The following is a 22,566-nucleotide window of genomic DNA, read 5'->3' as shown; positions in this document are numbered from 1 at the left end:
ATTATTTCAACTGTTGCGGTAATCCACTGACGACAAAATACACATGGTCCGCGGCTTGGGCCAGACGCTGATTAACTTGACCATAAATATCTCGCAATATTCTGGTCTGCTTCGTTGCCGGGACGATGCCCAGACCTGTTTCGTTAGTCACGATCACCATTGACTGACTGGTTTTCTGCAAGGCTGAAATGATGCTTTCCCACGCCTCAAAAATAAGGTGGCTGACCATGGCAATCTCATCGCTTGTCATCTGGTCGATGGCATCATCAAGCTCAAGATGGCGCGAACTAGCAAATTCAATTGCCCAATCGTAAAATAAGTTGGTATTGAGCATCGTAGCATCATCCAGCAGATAGGCATCGTATTGACTGGAAGCCACAAACTCACCAACTTGTTTAAAACGCTCCTCAGTCACCCAATTCTTGGCTTCCCGCCGTTTTTGGTGCGTTTTGATACGCAACTGCATCTCCGGATCCGGTTGCGTCATCACGCCAGTGGCAATATAACAGACTCGCGCATCATCTTGAAGAGATTGCTCGGCAAACACGGATTTACCGCTCTTTGCCCCGCCCGTCACGAGTGTTAAGCTGTTTGTCATTTTATCGCCTCCTTCAAGTCCGCAATCGCAACTAATTCTGGAAATTTCTGGGTCACTTCCGCCGCCTGCGTTTTTGTCACAGCAACCAGCACAACCGTTGCCGGCCCTGCTGACGTGTGCAACGCTGGCGCTTCACTGTCGACCAGATAATGAATAGCAAGTCCGTGAGTCTGCGCCATCTGGCCGAGCTCATAGGTGACGCCTTTTGATCCAACCGGCAGCATGTCCACCACTGCAGACTGTTGCCTGATTTGGCGCACCGTATCATAACTGAAAATGCTGTCCAAATGGGCAACCACTTCATCGCCAACATACGGCACCCCCAGCTGGAAAACTGTCAATTCAGCCGTTGCGGTCGTCGGCATCATGTTATTTTGAATGCGGCCGATCACCGTAATACCAATGGAGGTTGTAATTGTGGCCATGTTATCTTCGGTACTGCCATTTAGCGGCACATCAGCTAACTTCGCCCGCGCCATTTCGGCACGCACCCCCGCAATCATTTTTTCACCTGTCGGCACCAGCTCATTGCCGATCGTATCGATCACCGTTATGGGTTGGGCACCATAGCACATTAACTCGAGCAAGGGAACCCTTAAAGAATAAGCAGCCGTAATAGCTGGATCAACGGCTACAACGTCTGCTTTTTTCTCCCCAATTCCGGCACTGCTGTCGCACGCGATCACGAGTGATTCCTCAGAAGTGATCGGTGCTAACGTTAAGTCTCGAAACTGTGTATTTTTCATCTGTTTTACCCGTTATTCACGGCGTCGAACGCATCGTTGAACGCCTGAATCGTGTCGTCAATGTCTTGCGTCGTGTGTTTGCTCGACATAAAGTTCGTTTCAAACTGTGATGGTGCCGTGTAGATACCCTGTTGCAGCAACTGCTTAAAGAATTTCGCAAAGTAGGCCACATCGCTGGCTTGCACGTCCGCAAAGTTGTTGACGTCGCCACCGTTGAAGAAGTAGCTCCACATCGTCCCAACGTGGTGCACTGTGATCGGTACATCGTGCGCATCTGCTGCGGCTTTGATGCCTTCAACTAACCGCGTCGTTTTAGCCGTCATGTTCTTGTATAGGTTATCATTCAGCTGATTAAGCGTGCTCAACCCACCAGTCATCGCAAGGGGATTACCTGACAGTGTCCCAGCATGGTAAACACTGCCATCCGGCGTAATGTGTTCCATAATGTCGCGCCGGCCGCCAAAGACGCCAACGGGCAAGCCGCCGCCAACAACTTTACCAAGTGTGGTCAGGTCTGGCTTAATGTGGTACAAACTCTGCGCACCATGGTAGGCTGCCCGGAAACCGGACATCACTTCGTCAAAAATCAGCAGTGATCCTGCGTCAGTTGTCAGTTGCCGTAACGTATCCAGGAATTCTTGGGTCCCAGGGATTACACCCATGTTTCCCGCAATTGGTTCAACGATCACAGCGGCAATTTCTGGTCCGTTCTTTTCGAACACGGCCTTGATGCTTCAACATCGTTATATGGCACGGTCAAGGTATCGTAAGCCAAATCCTTTGGCACACCTGGCGACGTGTTGATGTTAAACGTGGCTAACCCGGAACCCGCGTCAACCAGCAATGAATCACTATGCCCATGGTAGTTCCCAATGAACTTAACGATCTTATCACGGTGGGTAAAACCGCGGGCTAGACGAATCGCACTCATCGTGGCTTCCGTCCCAGAGGACACCATCCGCATCATTTCAACGGATGGGACGATCTCGCGGATCTTCTTTGCCAGCTGTGTTTCCAATTCTGTTGGCGCACCGTAGCTGGTTCCCTTCGCCGTGGCTGCTTGGAGCGCACTCACGACCTGATCATCAGCATGACCTAAGATCAGCGGTCCCCACGAGAGCACGTAATCAATGTACGTATTCCCATCAATATCTTCAATGTGTGACCCTTTTCCCTGTTTAATAAACAGCGGGTCGCCACCCACGTTCTTGAACGCACGAACTGGACTATTCACACCACCTGGCATGTAACCCTGCGCTTCCTTGAACGCTTTTTTTGAGTTGTCAAAATTCTTCAATGTGTTTGGTTCCCTTCTTAATGAGTATTGCCGTTGCCGGTTAAGTCGTTTCATTATTATCTAAAACACAGATTAAACGCAAACGCCTCAACACATCCCGACTACTGAGCCATCCGAGCAGCAACTTCCTTCGCAAAATAGGTAATGATCAGATCAGCACCAGCACGCTTAAGCCCCACCAGCACTTCGTTAACGATCTGTTCTTCATTGATCCAGCCATTTGCGGCAGCCGCTTTAACCATCGCATATTCGCCTGAAACGTTATAGGCCACGAGCGGCAAATTGGTGTTGTTACGCACATCACGAATGATATCAGCAAACGCCATCGCTGGCTTGACCATGGTAAAATCAGCCCCTTCGGCTTCATCACTCTTCATTTCCCGAATTGCTTCAAGACGGTTAGCCGGATCCATCTGGTAGCCTTTACGATCGCCAAATTGTGGGGCGCCGTCAGCAGCATCCCGGAATGGGCCGTAGAAGCTTGATGCAAACTTAACGGAATAAGCCATGATCGGCGTTTCGATATAACCAGCTTTATCCAAGCCCTCACGAATAGCGGCAACAAACCCGTCCATCGCATTTGATGGCGCAACCATGTCAGCCCCGGCCTTTACTTGGCTGACCGCAACCTTAGTGTTGTATTTAAGTGATTCATCATTTAACACTTTGTGATCCTTCACGATTCCGCAATGGCCAGTGGATGTGTACTCACACATACAGGTGTCGGCAATGACAATGAGGTCTGGGTAGGCTGCCTTGATCTTACGGATGGCCTGTTGCACAATGCCGTCATCCTCCCACGCGCCTGACCCGACGTCATCCTTGTGATCTGGAATCCCAAAAATGATGATCGACTGAATACCAAGATCAACGATTTCCTTAATTTCATCTAAGATCGTATTGAGACTATACCGGAAAATGCCAGGCATGGAGGCAATTTCTTCCTTATCAGAAATCGTGGCATCTACGAAAACCGGCATGATGAGATCAGACTTTTCCAAGTGCGTCTCGCGGACGAGATCACGCATTGCAGCACTGCTTCTTAAACGACGATGACGATCAAATGTAACCATAATGATAAACGCTTCTTTCTGTTGGGTGTCGACCGCTTACCGCATTGTCAGCAAGTAAGCGTCACCATCCAGCTTATAAATTTATTTTAACGTTGATTCAATTAATTTCAAAGCGCCTTCTGAAATTAATGTCTCAGCAGCTTGTTGGCCAAGGTTATCCTCAGGCGCGCCCTGGACTATTTTGTTGAATAAATGGTGGCCATCCGGCGATGCAACCAGGCCTTTAAAGGTGACCTGACTGCCAGTCGTCTCAGCAAAGGCGCCAATTGGGTAATTGCAGCTGCCACCAAGAGCACGCAGAAAGTCGCGTTCCACGCGAACGTTCAGTTGGGTTGTTGCATCGTCGATCGTACTCAACAGGGCCAAGGTGTCGGCATCTGTTTTGCGACATTCGATGGCGAGTGCCCCCTGCCCCGTTGCAGGCAGGATATCATCCTTCAAGCTTAGACGGTAGAGCCATCTAATGGCACTTGCAGGCGATCCAACCCCGATTCGGCCAAGATAACGCCATCCAGGTGTTCCGTTTCAATTTTCTTGATGCGCGTATCCACGTTACCACGAATTGGAATCACCTGAACATCCGGGCGCAAATGCAGCAGCTGGCCCTGACGGCGCAAACTATTCGTGCCAATGCGCGCCCCCTCGGGTAGATCTGTTAAGCTCGAAAACTTCCGCGGGCTGATCAGACAATCAAACGGCGACTCACGCTTGGGAATGGCCCCAATCATCAGATCATCCGGTAAGACAGGCATGACGTCCTTTAGACTGTGAACCGCAAAATCGATCTCGCCAGTTTGCAGCTGGGCCTCGATTTCCTTCACAAAAACGCCCTTCCCACCAATTTTTTGTAAACTATCTTTTAAATTACGGTCCCCCTGCGTCACGATTTCCTTGATCTTAAACGTGATGTTTGGGAAGCGTTCCTGTAAGGCTGCGATGACCAATTTAGATTGGCACATGGCCAGCAGCGATTTACGGGATCCAACAATAACTTCATTTTTCATAAGGCTGCTCCTGTTTAACTAAGTCCGTTGAAAGACCAAAGATCTGGCAAACAAACGCGAGGTCCAAGTCAGCATCATCCTGCAAAGAGAGTTCCTTCACACTCTTAATGGGACCAAGAATCATCTGGTTGATGATCGATTTCATGTGCTTGCTGATTACTTTGCGCTGATGGGCATCTAGCTCTGGCAGTTTACGCAATAAACTGTCGTACGCGGTTTTCTCAACGTCCAGTGCCGACTCACGAATCTCTTGAATGACGGGCACCACGTGAAGCTGTTGCTGCCAAACAAAGAAGGCATCAACTGCCGCTGGTACTTGGGCTGCCATCGCTTCAAGCATCTCACCCTTAGCCATTTGGTTTTCAGAGATAATCGCCGTCAGATGGTCAATGTCAAAGTAGGTGATTTCAGTTGGCAGGTCCTCACTGTGGACGTTACGCGGCACACCCAGATCAACGACCGTCTTCAAATTGGTTGCGCCACTCGCCAAGGTATGGCCGTTGAGCACCGGCTGTTTAGCTGAGGTTGCTAAAACCACAGCATCCGCAGCGTTAGCCGCAACAGCCAGTTTATCCCAATCAGCTGCCTGCACCGTCTCACCATAGCTAGCGGCAAGCGCGGTCGCCCGCTCGTTTGTCCGATTTAAAATGGTGATGTCTTGAAAACCCATGGTACTTGCATTTTTTAGGACATGAGTGCCGACATCACCAAGACCGGCAATGACTAAATGCTTGTCAGTCAGGTCTTTCAAACTCAGTTTAATTTGATGTAACCCAGTCTGTCCCGATGTTTTAGCCAGTTCACTGACCCGATACGTTGTGTGTTGTTTCTTAGCAAACGTGATAGCAGTTTTAGCCAGATGGTTAAGGATGACCCCCGTTGTTCCCTGATCTCTAGCGGTAAAAAAGGCTTCCTTCACCTGTCCTAGGATCTGCGGCTCGCCGACGATCAGCGACTCTAACCCAGTTGTCACACGCAACAAGTGGGCAACTGCGTCCTGTTTAAACCCGATCTGCGCCCACTGTGTGATTTGGTCAATACTGACATGAAACCAGTTCGCTAAGAACCGTTTGATATAGTATCGGCCGGTATGGATCTGGTCGACCACGGCGTAAACTTCGGTTCGGTTACACGTTGATAATATCATATTTTCGAGGATCGATTTTTCGTCACTTAACAGTGCGTTCGCCCGGGTCAGCTCATCCTTACTGAAAACGAGCTGTTCTCGGGTCGTGATCGGCAGCTGTTGATAGTTCAGACTGACGTAGATGACAAACATGGGTTAACCCTCCTCCTGATTAAACCAGTGTCTCGTTTCCAGCCACTGGCGAATTTCTTTTTTGATCTGCTTGGCCTTAGTTGGTGATTTGCCCTTCGTTGAGACGGTCACCAGCAAATTTTTTGACTCAACGCGCGCCACATTGAAAAAGTCAGACTGTTTTTTATCACTCGCGTCGTTAACTAATTGAAAGTGAGTCGCGTCTTTTGTGACCTGCCGATTGACGCGACGACTATTGGTGCAGGCAATAATCAGATCCATGTCGGCAATATCGCCCGTTGCGTAGTCTTTTTTGATCCAGGTGATTTTTGCCGGATCAATTTTGTCGCACAGCGATGGGCTGATCACAAAGACGTTCGCTTTAGCGTCCAGCAGACCGGCTACTTTCCTAGCGGCAATCTTCCCGCCGCCAATGACGGCGACCTGCTTGCGACTCAGATCAATATTGATTGGGTATGGATAATTCACGAGGTTCACTTCCTGTAATCCACGTCAGACGCAGCTAAAATGTCATCAATCTTAGCCATATCGACGTTTTCTTCGACAATTTTCGCTAATTTTTCGTACTGGGCTTCCTTATACTCAGCCATTGTTTCGTTCTTGGCATGTAGTGGCTGGAGCCCCTTTGCAACCCGAAGCTGATCCAATAATTGGCGCGTCCATGCCGTATTATCAAATATCCCATGCAGGTAGGTGCCCCACACGCTGCCATCAGCATTGACCGCACCGTCTAAACGATCCTCCGGTTGCCCGTTATTTTCAATAATCGTTGAAAATGGGCTGGCGTTTACCCCTAAACTGGTTTCACCCATGTGAATCTCATAGCCGTGCAAATCCGTGCCTGCATGCTGTGCAATCGCTTGAGTGGTCGTTTTTTCACCGGTAAAGGTCGTTTGAATATCCAATAACTGTAAGCCGTCTTGATCAGTAATATCAGATTCAACATGGTTCGGGTCATGGAGCTTACTGCCCAACATCTGATAACCGCCGCAAATGCCAACAATTTGTGTTTTTCGTTCATGCAGCGCCTGAATTTCTGACACGAATCCATGCTCGCGCAGATAGGCCATATCTTCGTTGGTGTTTTTACTCCCTGGCAAGATCAGTAAGTCGGGGTTGCCAAGGTCTTCTGGCTTAACCACGTACCGAACGGAAACATCCGGTTGAATTTCAAGACTGTGAAAATCAGTAAAGTTCGATAATTTCTGGAGTGCCATCACGGCCACATCCAAGTCCTTGGTCGTATCCATGACTCGCGACTTGCGTTCCAAGGCCACGCTATCTTCTTCATCCAGGTCAACGTCAGTCATCGGAATGACACCGATCACCGGCACACCAGTCAATTCTTCAATCATATCATTGCCGGGCTTCAGTAGACTAGCATCACCGCGAAACTTATTGACAATGATGCCCTTGAACCTCTTTTGGTCTTCTTCAGGCAACAGTTTGATCGTCCCATAAATTGAGGCGTACATGCCGCCCTTATCAATATCCGCAACGAGGATCACTGGTGCGTGGGCCATTTCAGCCATGCCCATGTTGACCAGGCCCTTGGTATCGAGATTAATTTCTGCTGGACTGCCAGCCCCTTCCAGCACCATCACATCATTTTCAGCAGCTAATGACCGGTACGTGGCTAACACGCGGTCTTTAAGCGCCATCTTGTGATTCTGGTATTCAACCGCCGTCATGTCGGTCAGGACCTTCCCCATAAAGACGACCTGTGATTCCTTGTCCGTCGACGGTTTAAGTAGTAGCGGGTTCATCCGCACGTCTGGTGCAACGCCAGCCGCCTCTGCCTGAAACACCTGCGCGCGGCCCATTTCTTTGCCATCCGCAGTAATGTATGAGTTGAGTGCCATATTTTGTGATTTAAACGGGGCAACCTTTAAGCCGCGATTCTTCAATATCCGGCAAAGCCCGGCCGCAACCCAGCTCTTGCCTGAATCCGACGCGGTCCCCTGAAACATGATTGATTGTGTGCCCATAATCTAATCAACCCTCCTGAATTCATCAATGGTCATCGATTCTTATAAATGACGCGTGATCGTGCGTCACACTCATGGTCTTGACCGGGATGCGGCCACCATGTATGTAGGGTCTTTTCGATCTTATCTGCCACTTTAAAATGAGCGTGGCTTTTGCTTTAGTAGCGTTACCAATCAAGGAACCCAACGCCCTCAAAGACAAAACGAAAAGACCTGAAACTCAAAACGCATATGTTTTCTTCAATAATAATGTTGAGAAGTAGGGCAACTTTTCCGTTGAATCCACTTCCGACAACTTGACTGTTTGTTGTGTGCGCATTGATGCGTTACTAATGATGAGCGCGTGGTCCAACAAATTGCGTTTCTCAAGCAGCGCATAGACCAGCGGTAAGTTGGCTGAAATCTTCATCATGACCACGTTGTCATTATCATCAATGGCGGTGGCGATGGCTGTTTCATCCGCGGTTGCCGGAATAATTTCCAGCAATTCATCATCAAGCATTAAGGGTGTCGAAATGGTCGCTGCAATTTGGGAGTATGATGAAATGCCGGCCAGTGTTTCAACACTAATGCGATTACCAATAATATCCAGCAAGTAGCTATAGGTACTATATACGGATGCGTCACCCAGTGTAATGAAGCCGACCTCGTTGCCTGCTTGAACGTCGGTAACGATTTCTTCAGCAATGGCTTGCCAACTCGCCTGTTTTTCTGCCAGGTTCTTGACCATTGGAAACCGGCGCCGTTTGATTGTCAACTGGGCTGAAAAGTACGGCGCCGCAATTTTTTCTGCCACGCTTGGTTGGTCGTTATGCGCCTTGGGGGCGTACAGGACATCAAGGGCTTTGATCGTGTTGACCGCCTTAATCGTCATCAACTCGCTGTCACCAGGGCCAACGCCAATGCCGTAAAATGTTGCCATGCTTACATTCCGCCTTTCGTTTCAGCGGCCGAAGGTGCGGCCAACTGACGTTTTAAATGCGCTACGAACTGCTGCTGAATCTCAGGATAAGCGCCCATGCCCTTTTGGACAGGCGTGACCTGAATCCCTGCGCGTTGCAATTGTGACTGCCAAGAATCAGGTGCATCAGATGCCATGTCGTTGTGGGCGTGATTCCCAGCGACCAGCATAAAGGGCTGTAACCGAACTTTTTTGGTACCAGCGGCTTTCAACCGACCAATCTCAAACTGGATGTCGGGGTAACTCTCCACAGCCCCCATATAATGCTGACTGTCCATCAACATGTGATCCAAGCACGCGTAGGCGGTAAACGCACTGTTAGCCGTACCGTGCCCCATAAAGAGGACGGCTTCATCAGCTGCGAGCGGACTGCCGATCTGTTTTAGAAAGTGCACGATTGCCTGATAGTCAGCAAAGTCATTCAGCAACGGCCGGCCGATGACCACCCGCTTGAAGTGACTCGCTGATGCGCGAACGGCATCTTCAACCTGATGGTATTCAATGCCTGGAATCAAATGCAACGATTGCACATACAGGGTATCAAATCCCGCCGCGCTGATCTTAGCAATCGCTTCTTGTGGGGAATCAATAGTTATGTCTTCGTTTTGTTTGATGCGCGACACCACGATTTTTGACGTAAACGCACGAAAGACTTCAGCATCCGGAAATGCCATTTGAAAGGCGTTTTCCGTGGCTTCAATCGTTTCGTGTCGCGTTTGTGGATAGGTCGTGCCGAAACTAACGATCAATAGTGCTGTTTTACTCATCGTGCAAAGACCTTCCTTACTGTTTGAATCACATTATCGTAACTTGGTTTAACTTCGATCACGTTTTGGAGACCCCGTTTTTGGCACTCATCAGCAACTGTCTGGCCCATTGCAAAACACCGCATGTGCCGCATGAGTTCCTGTTCATCACTCGTGCAACCGGTGTAGAGGTCAGCCACAGCAGCCGAACTGGGAAACACGATTCCGTGAAACGCGTTCAGGTCGATTGACTGGTCCACGGTCTCACTTTGGTAGGTTGCTAGATAATCTGCTTTGATTGCTGGCTTATAGCTCGTGAGTGCCGTCTTTTCGCCAATGAAAACAACCGGGCGCTGATAGTCTAACTTTTGCGGATCATACAACTCGTCTGCCAGCAGGCCATCTTGTTGCAGCCGGTACTTCACGATGTGGTTGCAGGCAACCAGTTTCCAATTCGTCAACGCCCGGTTGTCAATGCCCATTGTCAAGAGCCGCTCCTGAAAATAGTGAAAGGCCGCAAAGTCGATCACAATCAGCGTACCGCCAGCGTTGAAATCTGGTAGATCAAACGCCAATGGTCGCTTCACACGTCGGTCAAAGAAGTTAACTGCAGCACCCTCATCCTGCAGTGCGTTGCACAATTTAGAATCCTGTTTATACGGAATTAAAAGGTGCAGTCCCTGAAGCGGTTGGTGCGGTTGAAGGTCTCCCATGAGTTGAACGACACCGCCAACAACGATAAGCGCTGGCGAGGTTATTTTCGTTTCTTCAACCAGTTTGACAATGTTCGCCAAGTCTGAGGAGACTGCCCGCTGCTTCCAATGTGTTGCCCACTGCACCACGGCAACGGGCGTCGTGTCCGCCATCCCATGCGCCATCAGTTCCTGCGTAATAGTTGGCAGCTGGGCCATGCCCATCAGGAAAACAATGGTGCCTTCCTGATGCGCGATATTTTCCCAATCCAGTTCCTTACCATTTGACTTGCGATGGCCAGTAATGACGTGAAAACTCGACGCAAAATCACGGTGAGTAATTGGAATTCCCGCGGCTGCCAAGCCCGCAATTGCGCTCGTGAGGCCAGGGACGACTTCAAAGGGAATCTTATTTTTACTCAAGTATTGACCTTCTTCGCCGCCGCGCCCGAACACGTAGGGGTCGCCCGCTTTGAGTCGCGCCACCCGCTTACCGGCTTTGGACAAGTCCATCAGCATATCGTTGATCTGATACTGGCTGACCTTATGATGCAACGGTAACTTCCCGACATCGATCTTTTCGGCCGCGTATGGTGCCAACATCGCAGGGTTCACCAACCGGTCGTAAACGATCACATCGGCTTCTTCTAGCCGGCGTTTTCCCAGCAAGGTGAGCAGCTCCGGATTTCCCGGACCCGCACCGATCAATGAGACTAAACCATTCATTGCGTTCCCTCCAATAGTGTCGTTAATTCAGATAAACTTGCGGCCTGTTCTGGATACGTCAGCGTTGGTCGCTTGATCACTAAACACGGAATGCCAAGTGCGTCACAGGCGGCCATTTTTTCTTGAACCCCGCCGCGTCGACCAGACTCTTTTGTGACGACTGCTACAGCGTTGCACCGCTGAAACAGGTCCACGTTTAGTTGTTCAGTAAACGGGCCACGAACGCCATCAATCTGGTCCGCTTCAAACCCGGCATCATCCACTAGGCCAATGGCTTTCACAGTTGGTAAGACGCGGACGTGCAGCCGATCAACACCTAATTTTTCAGCGTATTCACCGGCTGTCTTACTCCCTGTCGAGAGATAAACAGTGCCAGTTGTTTGCTGTAAATAGCGCACAACGCCATCCAGATCATCGAATAACTTTAAGTTGGGGCCCTCGGCCAGACCGTTTGTGCGTTCAAGGCGGATGTAGCGAATCCCGTCCGTCTTAGCAGCACTCATGATCGTGCTGGAGATCACCTTTGCAAACGGGTGCGTCGCGTCGATAATCAGTGTCACGCCGTGTTGCGTAAAGAACGCGTGAAAGGTTGCCGGTGTTAGGATCTGTTGACTCACCTGTGCTGCGTGGGCTCGCGCTAGTTCTGCACCGTATGCCGTAGTGACCGATAGGATAAACGGTACCTTACGCTGAGTCAGGTCGTCAGCAACCTCTAAACTTTCACTCGTGCCCCCAAGGAGCAAGATCACAGGGTGTACCCCCGTGGTGTCACCATTCGACCGTCCGCAACGTAGGTGTTCTTGTTTCCCACGATTACGATCGTCGTCATGTTGATCTCCTCCTCATCGAGGTCTTTGATAGTGGTCACTTTTTCAATTTCTTTCTTGCGGGCAACGTCTTTACCGATTCCCACAACTGTATCTTCTGACTTGTATTTCAAAATAATAGCCAGTGCTTCATGCAGATTGTTTGGCCGTCCCTTGCTGCGCGGGTTGTACAAACAGATCACGAAATCGGCCTTGGCTGCAGCGTCCACGCGGTCCTTGATGACATCCCACGGGGTCATTAAGTCGCTCAAACTGATGTGACAAAAATCGTTCATCAACGGTGCTCCTAACGCAGCGGCCGCACCAATACTTGCCGTCACACCAGGGACGACCTTAACGTCGATGTGCTGGTCAGCCTTTGAAGCAAGTTCCAATACTAAACCGGCCATCCCGTAGATCCCAGCGTCGCCACTGGAAATAATGGCAACGTCCTTACCCGTTTGGGCAATTTCAATGGCTTTTTTGCACCTCTCTATCTCACCTCGCATGCCAGTTACAACAAGTTCCTTGCCCTTCAGCATGTCCTGTACTAACCGCACATAAGTTGCGTAGCCAACGATCGTGTCTGTTTTTTCAATGACATCTAATGCTTCTTGAGTCATCAGGTCCTTTGACCCCGGGCCAAGCCCAACGATGTATAACATATGTCTGTACTCCTCTTTGTTTAATGATTTTTGACTAGCTTCTTGCGTCTTTTAATGTTAGGTGACGATCCATTGCACTCTGCGTGGTGCAACGAAGCGGCATGATAGTGCTATTTAGATGACGCAGCGCTGCATTACAACGACTTGCGACTCATTGCAATCGTGATTTCATCCAACGCAAACCGATCAGTGATCGTTCGTTGCCCAGTGAGCGTTTCAGCTGCAGCGCAAGCAACGTTGCCGACACCCACTGTTTTGGCAACGAATGTCGACTGTGGATAGTGCTGGCTTGCTGGTTTCAATGCCGCCGCAGTATAGAACGTTACCGGCACATTTAGCGTGTCAGCCAGGTAATGAATAGCGCCCTCGTGCTGCTTTTTTTCGATAGAACCCAACGCATAAATGGATTGCCAAGCTAATTGATGTTCGATACAAAACTGGGTAAATACAGTTTGAATCATGTCGAACGTCACATCCTTTCGACAACCGATACCTAACGCATTGACTCTAGGAATCACCTGGACGCTAGCAGCACGTTTTTCAAAGTTCACCTTATCAGACACAATGACCAGCGGCACATCAGCTGATGCGTCGGCCAACGTGGTCAGCTTTCGAAAGCCGCTTAGGTCTGGAAAATAAGTGTTAAACGCTGGATCGATCCAAATTTCAACCGGCTCACCAGCAGCCAATAGACTGTTATATTTTTTGGTATTGAATTTAAAATCCGGGTACCAGCCGTCAACCTGTTGTGCCAGCGTGTCCAATGCCTGAACGTGCTCTGTGTCAGTCGCTGTCGTGATAACGGGATCAGAATCCAGCAAGGTCGCTAACTGGGTCGCCCAAGCATTAGCGCCGCCAACGTGGCCAGACAGAAGACTGATCACATGGTGAGCACGTTCATCGACGACCAGGACAGCTGGATCAACCGTTTTATCCTTGATCAGTGGTGCAATCGTGCGCACAACGATTCCGGTCGCCATCACACAGATCACACAATCCATTTCCTGAAAAAGCTGCTGGCAAGTGACTGTAAACTGACCCTTACCAAACGACGACTCATCAGGTGCCGCAAAGCGGGCCGGTAAATAAAGGCCACCATGCATCGCTGTCGCAATCTGTCGGGCAACCCGTGTCCCCTGAAGCGTTAATGCGATCACACCGAGTTTTGGGCCATCATTGCTTGGCATTTTTAATTCCTTTTCGATAGGTATGAGTAAACGTGGCATCATAAAGTTTAGAGTAACTGTAGTCGTCACCTAAGAAGTCACCAACCATGATTAAGGCTGTCCGACGAATGCCCGCTTCCTTGACCTTCATGGCAATGTCCGCCAGCGTCCCCTTGACCATTTTTTCATCCGGCCAAGTTGCTTTATAAATCACGGCAGCTGGCGTCGTTTCTTTGTACCCGCCGGCTAAGAGTTCGCGAACAACTTTCCCGACACCCTGAACGGAGAGGAAGATCACCATTGAAGTGTGATGACTGGCGAGTCTTTGCAGTGATTCACTATCAGGCACCGGTGTGCGACCGGCCATCCGGGTAATAATGACGCTTTGTGAGACTTCAGGAACTGTATATTCAACCCCCATTGAGGATGCCGCACCGAGGAACGAACTGACACCGGGAATGCATTCATACCCAATATCAAGCTTTTTTAATTCTTCAATTTGTTCACGAATCGACCCATAGATTGAAAAGTCACCAGTCTGTAACCGCACGACTGTCTTGTCTGCTGCAACAGCTTCTTGCATTTTGGCAATAATATCTTCGAGCGTCATGCTAGCGCTGTCATCTTTCTCCGCGCCATCTTTGCAATAATCCAGCAACTCTGGGTTCACTAATGAACCCGCATAAATGACGACGTCAGCCTCAGCTAAGCGCCGATACCCCTTCAACGTAATGAGATCTTTATCACCAGGGCCTGCGCCCACAAAACTTACTACTGTCATAATTTATCTAACCTTTCTGATGGCACTCACAACGAGTGTCGGATTTTGGGGTTTAAAGAAGTGACCTTTGCCAAGTGCGTGCCACTTTGCGATCCGCGTTTCGACCATTTCTAGGTCGGTAACAGCGACAGTCTGCAGGTGTGTCATCGCTTCAAACGCGTTTTCTTGCAGGATGAAGTTGAGCACCAGTGCCCCACTATCAACTAAGTGAGCCACTGAAAAATCAATGATCGTCTCCAAATTAGCGCCACTGCCGCCGACAAAAATCGCGTCGTATTGCTGGTCTGGAATATCAGCTGGTGCCTCACCCTGGACTAACGAAATGTTGGTTGTGCCAAAACGCGCCATATTTTCCTGCATAATGGCCACTGCATCGTCATTTCTCTCAACAGCAGTCACCTGGAGTTCTGGAAATTCCAGTGCAGCCTGCAAACTCACGCTGCCCGTCCCTGAGCCAATATCAAGGAACTGTGACTTGCCGTGCAGTTGTAACTTATCAAGACTGATTGCACGCACCTCAGCCTTTGTCATTGGGACCTTTGTCCGTAAAAATTCCTCATCACGCATTCGTTATGATCACCACGTTCATCTTGTATTTTTTATCTGGAACGGCTTCAGGCTGAAACTGACTGATGCATTCTTCTGGATAGCTGAGCTGTTCACCAATGTAAATTGCCCGCTTTTGATGACGGTGCACCACTTCTTGGGCAATCTGGTAGGGACCAATGACCTCATCCGTCACCATGCCAATCGTTTTGTGTGCCAGCAGAAAATCAAAGTCAGGAATTCGACCATGACTGCTGGTAAAGTAAGCATCGTTCATGCTAGTCCCACCTGGTGAAACATGTACTGAATCGAGCTAATGCCGGGAATGATCGTCACGTCATCCGGTCCAAATTGTCGCAATGTCCAACTTCCGATGCCATATAGCAATGGATCACCGGATGACAGTAAAACAACTTTTTGATCATACTGTTCAACCAGTACTTTTTTGAGCAACGCTAGTTTAGGGAGGACAAGCTGTTTTTCAGCCGGTATATCAAACCCTGCAAGCTGTCGTTTTGACCCGATCACCAGCGTAGCCTGTTGCAATAAATTCTCAGTCCCCTGCAAACGCAGTTCTGGACTGCCGGGACCAATGCCTAAGACTGTGATCATTGCCAATCCGCCTCAATTTCTTTCAGTGGCTTGGTTGCAGCTAAAAAGCCAGTATCACGTGAGAAAATCACCGCATCGATGTCGATTTTCGGTTCCTTATGCGCCAACAGTTTGTCGGCTCGACCCTTGATCTTATCGACGATCATCTGGTAAACGTCTTGGTAACCGGCTTCGTTGATCAATTTGATCATCGCAATGGTCGTCAAACAGCCATAGACGTTTTTCATCAGATCTAGTGGCGCACCCATTAATGCGAGGTTTGCAACCATGATTTCTGCCCGTGCGTCGGCGTCCTTACTGTGCGTCGAAAATATACCGCCAGCGACCTTGATCATTTTGCCAAGGTCGCCCACGATCAGTAGTTTAGTGAACCCAAGCCGTTGCACCTCTTTAAGGACGTAGCCGACGAAATTACTCATCTGCACCTGCTTATCAACTGAAATATGCATCTCATCCTTCAGAAAATCTTCGCCATAATTACCCGGCGTTAAGATGAGCGCAGTATCGCCGCGCTTGCGGTGAATGTTCATTTCAATCGAGATCGAATGTTTCCAGGATTCCTCAGACATCGGGGTCACGATTCCGCTTGTACCAAGGATCGAAATGCCACCGACAATGCCCAGTTTTGGGTTATAGGTCAACTTAGCAACACGCTCGCCTTCAGGGGCTGAAATGACGATGTCAGCGCCCTTCTCCGAGCCAAGCACGTGTCGAACCCCTTCTTGAATCAGCTTGTACGGCGTTGGGTTAATGGCCGGCATCCCCGGCTTATTCGCCAGTCCATCCTGAGTGACCCGGCCGATCCCCTCACCACCATCAAGGGTAATGGTGTGGTCATCTCGTAACGTCACCGTGGAATAGATCAACATCCCATCCGTAGCATCCTGGTCATCCCCGCCATCCTTTTGAATCGCGACACTCGCATGATGACGATCGAATGAGCACTCCTGAACATCAAACTGCACCGGTGTCCCGTTTGCGGCATTCACTTTAACCACAGCTGGCGCTTTTTGGTCGAGAATGGCCTGGGCCGCTGCAACGGAAGCAGCGGTTGCAGTCGTGCCAGTGGTGTACCCTTTTCGTAACTTACGACCGTTATAGTAAACAAAATTATCTTCTGGTTCTGACATTGACGTCACCTACTTTACAAGATCGAGGTTATACAACACCGCGTTGACCATGGCTGCAGCAAGGTTACTGCCGCCCTTGCGCCCTAGTGCAACGATGGCTGGAATGTCGCTTTCGTAGAGGGCTTGCTTGCTTTCAGCAGCTTCCACGAAGCCAACGGGGACGCCGATAACGGCATCCGGTGTCAACTTACCAGCCTTAGTCATTTCTAAGATCTTATACAGTGCGGTTGGCGCGTTGCCAACGACAAACACTTTTTCCGTTGGGACTTCAGCCGCAACTTCAATGGCCGCCATTGACCGGGTAATGCCGCGTTCTTTCGCCCGAGCGAATACTTCCGGTTCACTGATGTAACAGTGATAGTGACAGCCAATAGCATCTAGCTTTCGCTTGTTCATTCCCGCCAGTGCCATGGTCGTATCGGTAAAGATCGTGCCGCCATTTTGCATCACGTGCGCGATTTTTGTAATTGCGTCGTGGGTGAACTTTAAATTTTTGAGGTAGTCAAATCTGCGGTGGTATGGATTGCACGCTTAATTGTGGCTTCCTCAACTGCAGAATGAAACGTGTAGTTCGGATCAATATGATCAATTTCGTCTTGAATCATTTCAAAACTTTTATCCGTAATTTTATTTGGAATCGTAATGTAATCACTCATGCCATAAATCCTCCAATGATTAAAAATGCAACCCGACAAGCACAGACTAGGACTAAGCCTAAAACCGCAACCGTATAAACGAGTTTTAGCGTGTTTTGAATGGCCCCAAAATCGGCAGCAACCGCATCCGCGTTGCCAATAAATGGCTTATCAACAAGTTCGCCAAAGTAGGTGTGCGGGCCGCCAAGACGTAGATTTAACGCCCCCGCAACAACTGATTCAGAAAAGCCGCTGTTTGGGCTGCGGTGATGTTCTCGATCCCGCCTGCCGACAACCAGCGCGTTGCTGGTATCAAAGCGCAACAGCGCCGTGGCCAGCATCAGTAAACACCAGGTCAGCCGGGCCGGAATGTAGTTGAACAGGTCGTCTAATTTTGCCGACGCCAGACCAATATCACCATACGTCTCGTTTTGATACCCGACCATCGAATCCAGCGTGTTGACTGCCTTGTAGGCCAGACCTAACGCCGGACCGCCAACGGCTAGATACAGCAGCGGTGCAATCACACCGTCACTCGTGTTTTCAGCATCCGTTTCAATGGTTGCTTTACAAACGTCCTCTGCCGAAAGCCGATCCGTGTCTCGACCCACGATCATGCCGACCTGGTAGCGAGCCTGTTTCAAGTTATTTTCCCGTAAACTCGCCATAATCTTGCGGCTTTCAATGGCGAGGCCCTTAATTGACAGACACGTGTAGCACAGATACGTGCCGATCACAAAATGTAACCAGGGAATCGACCGGGTCAGCCATAAAAGACCAAACGTAATTGCGTAAGTGCCGCCAACGATGATCACCCACATGAGGCCGCCCAACCAGCGCCGCGTTCTTGGCTTGTAGGCGGGCTTGTTCCACAATCTGGTCAGACCAGCAATCGCGTGTCCTATCAGTTTAACTGGATGCGGCCAGGTCGGCGGATCGCCAAGCAGCAGATCCAATACGAATCCAATCGTAATCATACTAATGACTTGCATGAACACGCGCTCCTAACCGATCCAGTAACCCGTTAAAGACTGCTGCGCTCTGGTAAAAATGAACATGCAGGTAACTCGCAAATGTCTGGCGGACTTGGTAGCCGCCAGTCCACTCGTCAACCACAACACCATCCCGCACCTTTTTCATATGAAGGATCGGTTCGAGTCCTGACTGGGCAGCAAAAACGGAGTGATGGAACTCATGACCAACTAATTTGGTGCCAGCCATGCCAATAAGCGACGACTTCGCCGGTGTTGCCTCGCAGTACCCAAATCGTTTCAACCGTGGGGTCATGGTACTGCTGCCATCGAGGATACCTACCATCTCGTAAGTCCCATTTTCAGTCGTCAACTGTTTGCCCAAATACATCAGTCCGCCGCACTCTGCATAGATTGGCTTATCCGCCAGCGAGAAGTTTCGAATGGCTTGTTTCATTTCCGTATTTGCTGCAAGCTGTGCCGCAAATTCTTCGGGATAGCCTCCGCCAAGGTACAGTGCGTCAACATCAGCTGGTAATGTTTTGTCCTTAATGGGACTAAACGGTTTGAGAACAACGCCGGCTTCCCGTAAAGCTTCTAAATTATCTTGATAGTAAAAATTAAACGCATCATCCTGGGCAATACCAAGCGTTAACGCCACTTGGTGCGTCACAATGGGTGACGGTGCCTGCGGATCCACACTGGTGCCTGCCAATGCGAGGATCTGATTTAAATCAATATGTGCGGTCGCTAATTTTCCAAGCGCCGCAATTTTGGCATCCACTTCGGGCAGTTCGTTATCGGGTACCAGCCAAGCTGCCGCGAAGGTAAAGCCAACTCTTTTTTAAACGGCAAATACCCCAGAACTGGGACGTTAACGTAGCGTTCAATTGCCCCTTTGATCAACTCATAGTGGTTTTGACTCATCACGTTATTGACGACGACACCAACAATTGGAACGGCCGGATCGAATGTCAGAAATCCTTTCACTATCGCTGCAATCGATGTTGAGGCTGACCGGCCATTCACCACTAAGACAACTGGAATGGCCAGCGCCTTAGCAATGCTTGCGGAGGAATGGGCATCCTTATCAGTGCCCAGCCCATCGTAGAGGCCCATGACCCCTTCAACAACACCCAGATCAAGGTCATTGGTATCCCGTTCAAACAGGTATTTTAACGTCTCATTGTTTGGGACAAGAAAACTATCAATATTGCGTGACGGCCGTCCCGTGATGCGGGAATGAAATTTAGTATCCACGTAGTCCGGACCAACCTTATATGGCTGAATCCGCATCTGCCACTGAGTGCTGACAAAATGCCCAGCGTCACACTGGTCTTACCAGAACCGCTCGTTGCCCCAGCAATCATTATTTTCTTCATGCAATCAGCCCTTTCACCTGCTAGACATCTATTCGACTGAACGCAGTGCCGCGATCAGCTGTTCATTTTCTGAATGCGTTCGAACCGCCACTCGGTAGTAGTCATTGCCAAGTCCTGCATAATCGGAACAGTCGCGAATCATGATGCCGACCTGCCAGAGTTTTTCGCGAAGGTTAGGCATCGTGCTGCGGAGTAAGTAATAGTTCGTGACTGAGGGGAAAACGGTCAAGTACGGAATCGTTTTAAGTGCATCAAACAACCGTGGTCGTTCAGTCGTTAGCCATGCGTATGTTTGGTTAATATAAACCGCATCGTCATACATATGCGCCCCAAACTTAGCCGCCATGGTATTGACCGACCAGGGTTCCTGCGTGGCAATCAGTCGTTGTTTAAGCTGCTCATTTTTGGTGATGGCAAACCCTAAACGGAGACCGGGAATCGCAAAAAACTTCGTTGCTGACCGCAGGATAATCACGGGATCGCTTGCGGTCAGCTGACTCACAGCACTCAGAGCATCGTGGTCTGCAAGATCCATGAAAGCTTCATCTAAAATCAGCCAGACATTGTGCCCCATACAGTAGTCTGCCAGCTGCTGAACAGCTTCTGGCATAATGACTTGACCACTCGGATTATTCGGATTGCACAGACACACCAGATCAATTGACTTGTCGGCCTCTAACGTCGTGATCAATTGTGTCACTGAGACCTGAAACACATTTTCGGGCGTTAAGTTAAAGTGTGAGACCCTTGCGCCAGCGCGGGTCAATGAGCGTTCATACTCGCCAAAGGTCGGCGCCAGAACCAATGCGTGCTTCGATTGTAAGGCCGTTGCGGTGTCAAATATCATCTGCACCGCGCCGTTTCCGACGAACACATCCTCACGCGAAACGTTAAAGTGCGTGCCGATTGCATCACGTAATTCTGGGTACTGGGGGTTGGGATAGTAGATCACCTCATCAATAGCATCGGCAATCACCCGTTTTAATTTTGGAGACAGCCCCAACGGATTAATGTTGGCGCTAAAATCAATTAGTGACGCGGGATCAACGCCCACCTGCTGTGCAATCAACTCACGATTGCCGCCATGAATAATTGTCATATTAGTGGCTCCCTAAGAAGTTGGCGTGCTTCATCGTTTTTGGTAAAAACGCGTAAACAATTTCAGCAATGACGATGTTAAAGATGGTTGCGACAGTCAACGGCACAAACAACGCAAATATAGCGCCCTTTAACAGTGGGTAAAGCAGCGGAATCTCCAACGGGGTGTTAATGATGTACCCCACAATGTCAGAAATTAAGATCACCCCAAATTTATCTTTACCGAACCGTTGCCGGATCCAGCCAAACACAAACATGCAGACCCCCATCATAAAGCCGACAACTAAGTGCACCGGCAAGGTTAACGGAAATCCGGACAACGCAGCCGAGGTCAAATGGCCAAAGATACCAAGAAACGCGCCAAACCACGGTCCTAATAAAATGGCGCCTAAGAACGCTGGGGCCGAATCAAACGCAATCGACCCCATGATCTTAATGTTGGCGCCCACCACACATAGTGCAAGTAACATTGCTGCCAAAACAATTCGTCTTAACCGATCTGAATTACCCATAATGACTAACCTGACTTTCTTTAAATGAATAGAATAATTGATATTGTTGCCGCTTACATCATCATACCGAACTTGGTTCCTATTAAAAATATAATAGGTTCCCCTTGTATTTCAACGCCTTGTGATTCAACTAACAATTTTTTTGCCGCAATTCTATTATTTCTTCAAAATAGTACAGAATTAATTGCGAATGATAAAATATTGTATGACATTTTCACAACGGTCAACTGACAATAACTGGTCAATCAAGGGTTATGACACACTTCATTTTAATTGGTCGATTTTTGAAACCGCTTTTATAACAAATTCTCGTCGTAAACCAACTATTTTGACGTCATATCAAAATGAATGCCACCATTTTGCTAGAGATTCTGTTTTTTCGAGTTTAAGTGCTTTAAAGACGATTGCAGCAACGTTTATCGACGGGCATCAAGAATCGCCACTTTAAGGTTATTTTATGTACAATGGAGAAAAGTAATTTTATCCCATTATTTCAGGAGGCTCATTATGAAAATTTACACAAAAAAAGGTGACAAGGGACAGACCCGGATCATTGGTAAGAAAATTGTGGACAAGGACGACGCTCGTGTGGAATCTTACGGGACCGTTGACGAACTTAATTCATGGGTTGGGTATACGATTTCTGTTCTGACCCCAGAAACCGCCGTGTTAAAGGACGAGCTGGAGGAGATCCAACAACTGCTGTTCGACGCTGGTACTGATCTGGCAACGCTTAACGACGACCCCAAGCGGTCATTCATCTTTAATGTCGATTCAGTTAAGTGGTTAGAAGGTAAGATCGACACGTACACCGAGGCCGTTCCCGCCGTTCAAAAATTCATCCTGCCTGGTGGTAACCAACCAGCATCCGCCCTGCACGTTGCCCGAACCATTACGCGTCGTGCTGAACGCCATATTGTGACGCTGCAAGGTGAAGATGACATCAATAAGGACGTCCTTGTCTTCATCAACCGTTTGTCGGACTACTTCTTCGCAGTAGCTCGGTATGCCAATATGCTGGGAAAAAATGAAGATATTTTGTATCGGAATAGTAAACCGGTATTTAGGTAGAGCGTGAAGGAAAACGGGAGGAAGCGGAGTGTAAGCCAACTCTGACGTAAATGCCGAACTTGGCATTTACGTCAGAGTTGG

General features: G+C 49.1%; 21 protein-coding genes and 4 pseudogenes. 1 reads left to right on the top strand and 24 read right to left on the bottom strand.

The features are described 5' to 3' along the window. Window position 1 precedes the first annotated feature (1 nt). The 24 genes and pseudogenes from JCM11969_RS02780 to JCM11969_RS02670 form a co-directional block, all read right to left on the bottom strand. Window positions 2-598, bottom strand: a complete 597-nt coding sequence (locus JCM11969_RS02780) for a bifunctional adenosylcobinamide kinase/adenosylcobinamide-phosphate guanylyltransferase (protein ID WP_054707961.1) — start codon at window positions 596-598, stop codon at window positions 2-4. After that, window positions 595-1,344, bottom strand: a complete 750-nt coding sequence (locus JCM11969_RS02775) for a hypothetical protein (RefSeq protein WP_054707958.1) — start codon at window positions 1,342-1,344, stop codon at window positions 595-597. The genes JCM11969_RS02780 and JCM11969_RS02775 overlap by 4 nt, the downstream gene beginning before the upstream one ends. Window positions 1,345-1,349: 5 nt before the next feature. Continuing rightward, window positions 1,350-2,590: pseudogene (gene hemL, locus JCM11969_RS02770) on the bottom strand (glutamate-1-semialdehyde 2,1-aminomutase). Between the two features lie 152 nt (window positions 2,591-2,742). After that, window positions 2,743-3,714: a porphobilinogen synthase gene (gene hemB, locus JCM11969_RS02765; protein WP_054707955.1), complete on the bottom strand. Its 972-nt coding sequence runs from the start codon at window positions 3,712-3,714 to the stop codon at window positions 2,743-2,745. Between the two features lie 81 nt (window positions 3,715-3,795). Next, window positions 3,796-4,718: pseudogene (hemC, locus tag JCM11969_RS02760) on the bottom strand (hydroxymethylbilane synthase). After that, on the bottom strand, window positions 4,708-5,997 hold the full coding sequence (hemA, locus tag JCM11969_RS02755; protein WP_054707952.1) for a glutamyl-tRNA reductase: 1,290 nt from the start codon (window positions 5,995-5,997) through the stop codon (window positions 4,708-4,710). Before hemA ends, hemC begins: the two are co-directional and overlap by 11 nt. Window positions 5,998-6,000: 3 nt before the next feature. Next, complete coding sequence (locus JCM11969_RS02750; protein ID WP_054707949.1) at window positions 6,001-6,465, bottom strand: precorrin-2 dehydrogenase/sirohydrochlorin ferrochelatase family protein; 465 nt, start codon at window positions 6,463-6,465, stop codon at window positions 6,001-6,003. Between the two features lie 5 nt (window positions 6,466-6,470). Further along, window positions 6,471-7,985: a cobyric acid synthase gene (locus JCM11969_RS02745; RefSeq protein ID WP_054707944.1), complete on the bottom strand. Its 1,515-nt coding sequence runs from the start codon at window positions 7,983-7,985 to the stop codon at window positions 6,471-6,473. Window positions 7,986-8,205: 220 nt separating this feature from the next. Next, window positions 8,206-8,907, bottom strand: a complete 702-nt coding sequence (locus JCM11969_RS02740) for a cobalt-factor II C(20)-methyltransferase (RefSeq protein WP_054707926.1) — start codon at window positions 8,905-8,907, stop codon at window positions 8,206-8,208. Window positions 8,908-8,909: 2 nt separating this feature from the next. Then, on the bottom strand, window positions 8,910-9,713 hold the full coding sequence (locus tag JCM11969_RS02735) for a sirohydrochlorin cobaltochelatase (RefSeq protein WP_054707923.1): 804 nt from the start codon (window positions 9,711-9,713) through the stop codon (window positions 8,910-8,912). Continuing rightward, window positions 9,710-11,110: a uroporphyrinogen-III C-methyltransferase gene (cobA, locus tag JCM11969_RS02730; RefSeq protein ID WP_054707921.1), complete on the bottom strand. Its 1,401-nt coding sequence runs from the start codon at window positions 11,108-11,110 to the stop codon at window positions 9,710-9,712. Before cobA ends, JCM11969_RS02735 begins: the two co-directional genes overlap by 4 nt. After that, the gene (gene cobK, locus JCM11969_RS02725) at window positions 11,107-11,859 is read right to left on the bottom strand and encodes a precorrin-6A reductase (RefSeq protein WP_054707918.1); all 753 of its coding nucleotides are present in this window, start codon (window positions 11,857-11,859) and stop codon (window positions 11,107-11,109) included. The genes cobA and cobK overlap by 4 nt, the downstream gene beginning before the upstream one ends. Continuing rightward, a complete protein-coding gene (cobJ, locus tag JCM11969_RS02720) occupies window positions 11,856-12,581 on the bottom strand; it encodes a precorrin-3B C(17)-methyltransferase (RefSeq protein WP_054707915.1) in 726 nt (241 codons plus the stop codon). Before cobJ ends, cobK begins: the two co-directional genes overlap by 4 nt. Window positions 12,582-12,715: 134 nt before the next feature. Continuing rightward, window positions 12,716-13,768 carry a cobalt-precorrin 5A hydrolase gene (locus JCM11969_RS02715; protein WP_054707913.1) on the bottom strand — a complete coding sequence of 351 codons (1,053 nt, stop codon included), beginning with the start codon at window positions 13,766-13,768 and terminating at the stop codon, window positions 12,716-12,718. Then, window positions 13,755-14,528: a cobalt-precorrin-4 methyltransferase gene (locus JCM11969_RS02710; protein ID WP_054707910.1), complete on the bottom strand. Its 774-nt coding sequence runs from the start codon at window positions 14,526-14,528 to the stop codon at window positions 13,755-13,757. The genes JCM11969_RS02715 and JCM11969_RS02710 overlap by 14 nt, the downstream gene beginning before the upstream one ends. A gap of 3 nt (window positions 14,529-14,531) precedes the next feature. After that, a complete protein-coding gene (locus JCM11969_RS02705) occupies window positions 14,532-15,095 on the bottom strand; it encodes a decarboxylating cobalt-precorrin-6B (C(15))-methyltransferase (protein WP_054707909.1) in 564 nt (187 codons plus the stop codon). After that, window positions 15,088-15,351 carry an SAM-dependent methyltransferase gene (locus JCM11969_RS20240; RefSeq protein WP_369523182.1) on the bottom strand — a complete coding sequence of 88 codons (264 nt, stop codon included), beginning with the start codon at window positions 15,349-15,351 and terminating at the stop codon, window positions 15,088-15,090. Before JCM11969_RS20240 ends, JCM11969_RS02705 begins: the two co-directional genes overlap by 8 nt. Beyond that, entirely contained in the window at window positions 15,348-15,686 is a 339-nt protein-coding gene (locus tag JCM11969_RS20235; RefSeq protein WP_369523181.1) for an SAM-dependent methyltransferase, read from the bottom strand. The genes JCM11969_RS20240 and JCM11969_RS20235 overlap by 4 nt, the downstream gene beginning before the upstream one ends. Continuing rightward, window positions 15,683-16,816 carry a cobalt-precorrin-5B (C(1))-methyltransferase CbiD gene (gene cbiD, locus JCM11969_RS02695; RefSeq protein WP_054707906.1) on the bottom strand — a complete coding sequence of 378 codons (1,134 nt, stop codon included), beginning with the start codon at window positions 16,814-16,816 and terminating at the stop codon, window positions 15,683-15,685. Before cbiD ends, JCM11969_RS20235 begins: the two co-directional genes overlap by 4 nt. Before the next feature lie 9 nt (window positions 16,817-16,825). Continuing rightward, window positions 16,826-17,472, bottom strand: a pseudogene (locus JCM11969_RS02690) (cobalt-precorrin-8 methylmutase). Beyond that, entirely contained in the window at window positions 17,469-18,443 is a 975-nt protein-coding gene (gene cbiB, locus JCM11969_RS02685; protein WP_054707903.1) for an adenosylcobinamide-phosphate synthase CbiB, read from the bottom strand. The pseudogene JCM11969_RS02690 and the gene cbiB overlap by 4 nt, the downstream one beginning before the upstream one ends. Beyond that, a pseudogene (locus JCM11969_RS02680) lies at window positions 18,430-19,804 on the bottom strand (cobyrinic acid a,c-diamide synthase CobB). The gene cbiB and the pseudogene JCM11969_RS02680 overlap by 14 nt, the downstream one beginning before the upstream one ends. Before the next feature lie 28 nt (window positions 19,805-19,832). Then, on the bottom strand, window positions 19,833-20,903 hold the full coding sequence (gene cobD / locus JCM11969_RS02675) for a threonine-phosphate decarboxylase CobD (RefSeq protein ID WP_054707901.1): 1,071 nt from the start codon (window positions 20,901-20,903) through the stop codon (window positions 19,833-19,835). Window position 20,904: 1 nt separating this feature from the next. Next, window positions 20,905-21,414, bottom strand: a complete 510-nt coding sequence (locus JCM11969_RS02670) for an ECF transporter S component (RefSeq protein WP_054707898.1) — start codon at window positions 21,412-21,414, stop codon at window positions 20,905-20,907. Window positions 21,415-21,921: 507 nt separating this feature from the next. On the opposite strand from JCM11969_RS02670, the gene JCM11969_RS02665 reads away from it, so the two are divergent. Next, the gene (locus tag JCM11969_RS02665; RefSeq protein WP_173585412.1) at window positions 21,922-22,485 is read left to right on the top strand and encodes a cob(I)yrinic acid a,c-diamide adenosyltransferase; all 564 of its coding nucleotides are present in this window, start codon (window positions 21,922-21,924) and stop codon (window positions 22,483-22,485) included. Window positions 22,486-22,566 lie beyond the last annotated feature (81 nt).

It is taken from the genome of Secundilactobacillus paracollinoides DSM 15502 = JCM 11969 (assembly GCF_001311135.1).
In the GTDB taxonomy this organism is placed as follows: domain Bacteria; phylum Bacillota; class Bacilli; order Lactobacillales; family Lactobacillaceae; genus Secundilactobacillus; species Secundilactobacillus paracollinoides.
The sequence above is the reverse complement of the archived record's forward strand: the minus strand, read 5'-3'. Positions and strand labels throughout refer to the sequence as shown.

Coding starts and splice junctions, on each gene's coding strand:
- JCM11969_RS02780 (WP_054707961.1), bottom strand. CDS start 598: ATGACAAACAGCTTAACACTCGTGACGGGCGGGGCAAAGAGCGGTAAA.
- JCM11969_RS02775 (WP_054707958.1), bottom strand. CDS start 1,344: ATGAAAAATACACAGTTTCGAGACTTAACGTTAGCACCGATCACTTCT.
- hemB (WP_054707955.1), bottom strand. CDS start 3,714: ATGGTTACATTTGATCGTCATCGTCGTTTAAGAAGCAGTGCTGCAATG.
- hemA (WP_054707952.1), bottom strand. CDS start 5,997: ATGTTTGTCATCTACGTCAGTCTGAACTATCAACAGCTGCCGATCACG.
- JCM11969_RS02745 (WP_054707944.1), bottom strand. CDS start 7,985: ATGGGCACACAATCAATCATGTTTCAGGGGACCGCGTCGGATTCAGGC.
- JCM11969_RS02740 (WP_054707926.1), bottom strand. CDS start 8,907: ATGGCAACATTTTACGGCATTGGCGTTGGCCCTGGTGACAGCGAGTTG.
- JCM11969_RS02735 (WP_054707923.1), bottom strand. CDS start 9,713: ATGAGTAAAACAGCACTATTGATCGTTAGTTTCGGCACGACCTATCCA.
- cobA (WP_054707921.1), bottom strand. CDS start 11,110: ATGAATGGTTTAGTCTCATTGATCGGTGCGGGTCCGGGAAATCCGGAG.
- cobJ (WP_054707915.1), bottom strand. CDS start 12,581: ATGTTATACATCGTTGGGCTTGGCCCGGGGTCAAAGGACCTGATGACT.
- JCM11969_RS02715 (WP_054707913.1), bottom strand. CDS start 13,768: ATGCCAAGCAATGATGGCCCAAAACTCGGTGTGATCGCATTAACGCTT.
- JCM11969_RS02710 (WP_054707910.1), bottom strand. CDS start 14,528: ATGACAGTAGTAAGTTTTGTGGGCGCAGGCCCTGGTGATAAAGATCTC.
- JCM11969_RS02705 (WP_054707909.1), bottom strand. CDS start 15,095: ATGCGTGATGAGGAATTTTTACGGACAAAGGTCCCAATGACAAAGGCT.
- JCM11969_RS20240 (WP_369523182.1), bottom strand. CDS start 15,351: ATGAACGATGCTTACTTTACCAGCAGTCATGGTCGAATTCCTGACTTT.
- JCM11969_RS20235 (WP_369523181.1), bottom strand. CDS start 15,686: ATGATCACAGTCTTAGGCATTGGTCCCGGCAGTCCAGAACTGCGTTTG.
- cbiD (WP_054707906.1), bottom strand. CDS start 16,816: ATGTCAGAACCAGAAGATAATTTTGTTTACTATAACGGTCGTAAGTTA.
- cbiB (WP_054707903.1), bottom strand. CDS start 18,443: ATGCAAGTCATTAGTATGATTACGATTGGATTCGTATTGGATCTGCTG.
- cobD (WP_054707901.1), bottom strand. CDS start 20,903: ATGACAATTATTCATGGCGGCAATCGTGAGTTGATTGCACAGCAGGTG.
- JCM11969_RS02670 (WP_054707898.1), bottom strand. CDS start 21,414: ATGGGTAATTCAGATCGGTTAAGACGAATTGTTTTGGCAGCAATGTTA.
- JCM11969_RS02665 (WP_173585412.1), top strand. CDS start 21,922: ATGAAAATTTACACAAAAAAAGGTGACAAGGGACAGACCCGGATCATT.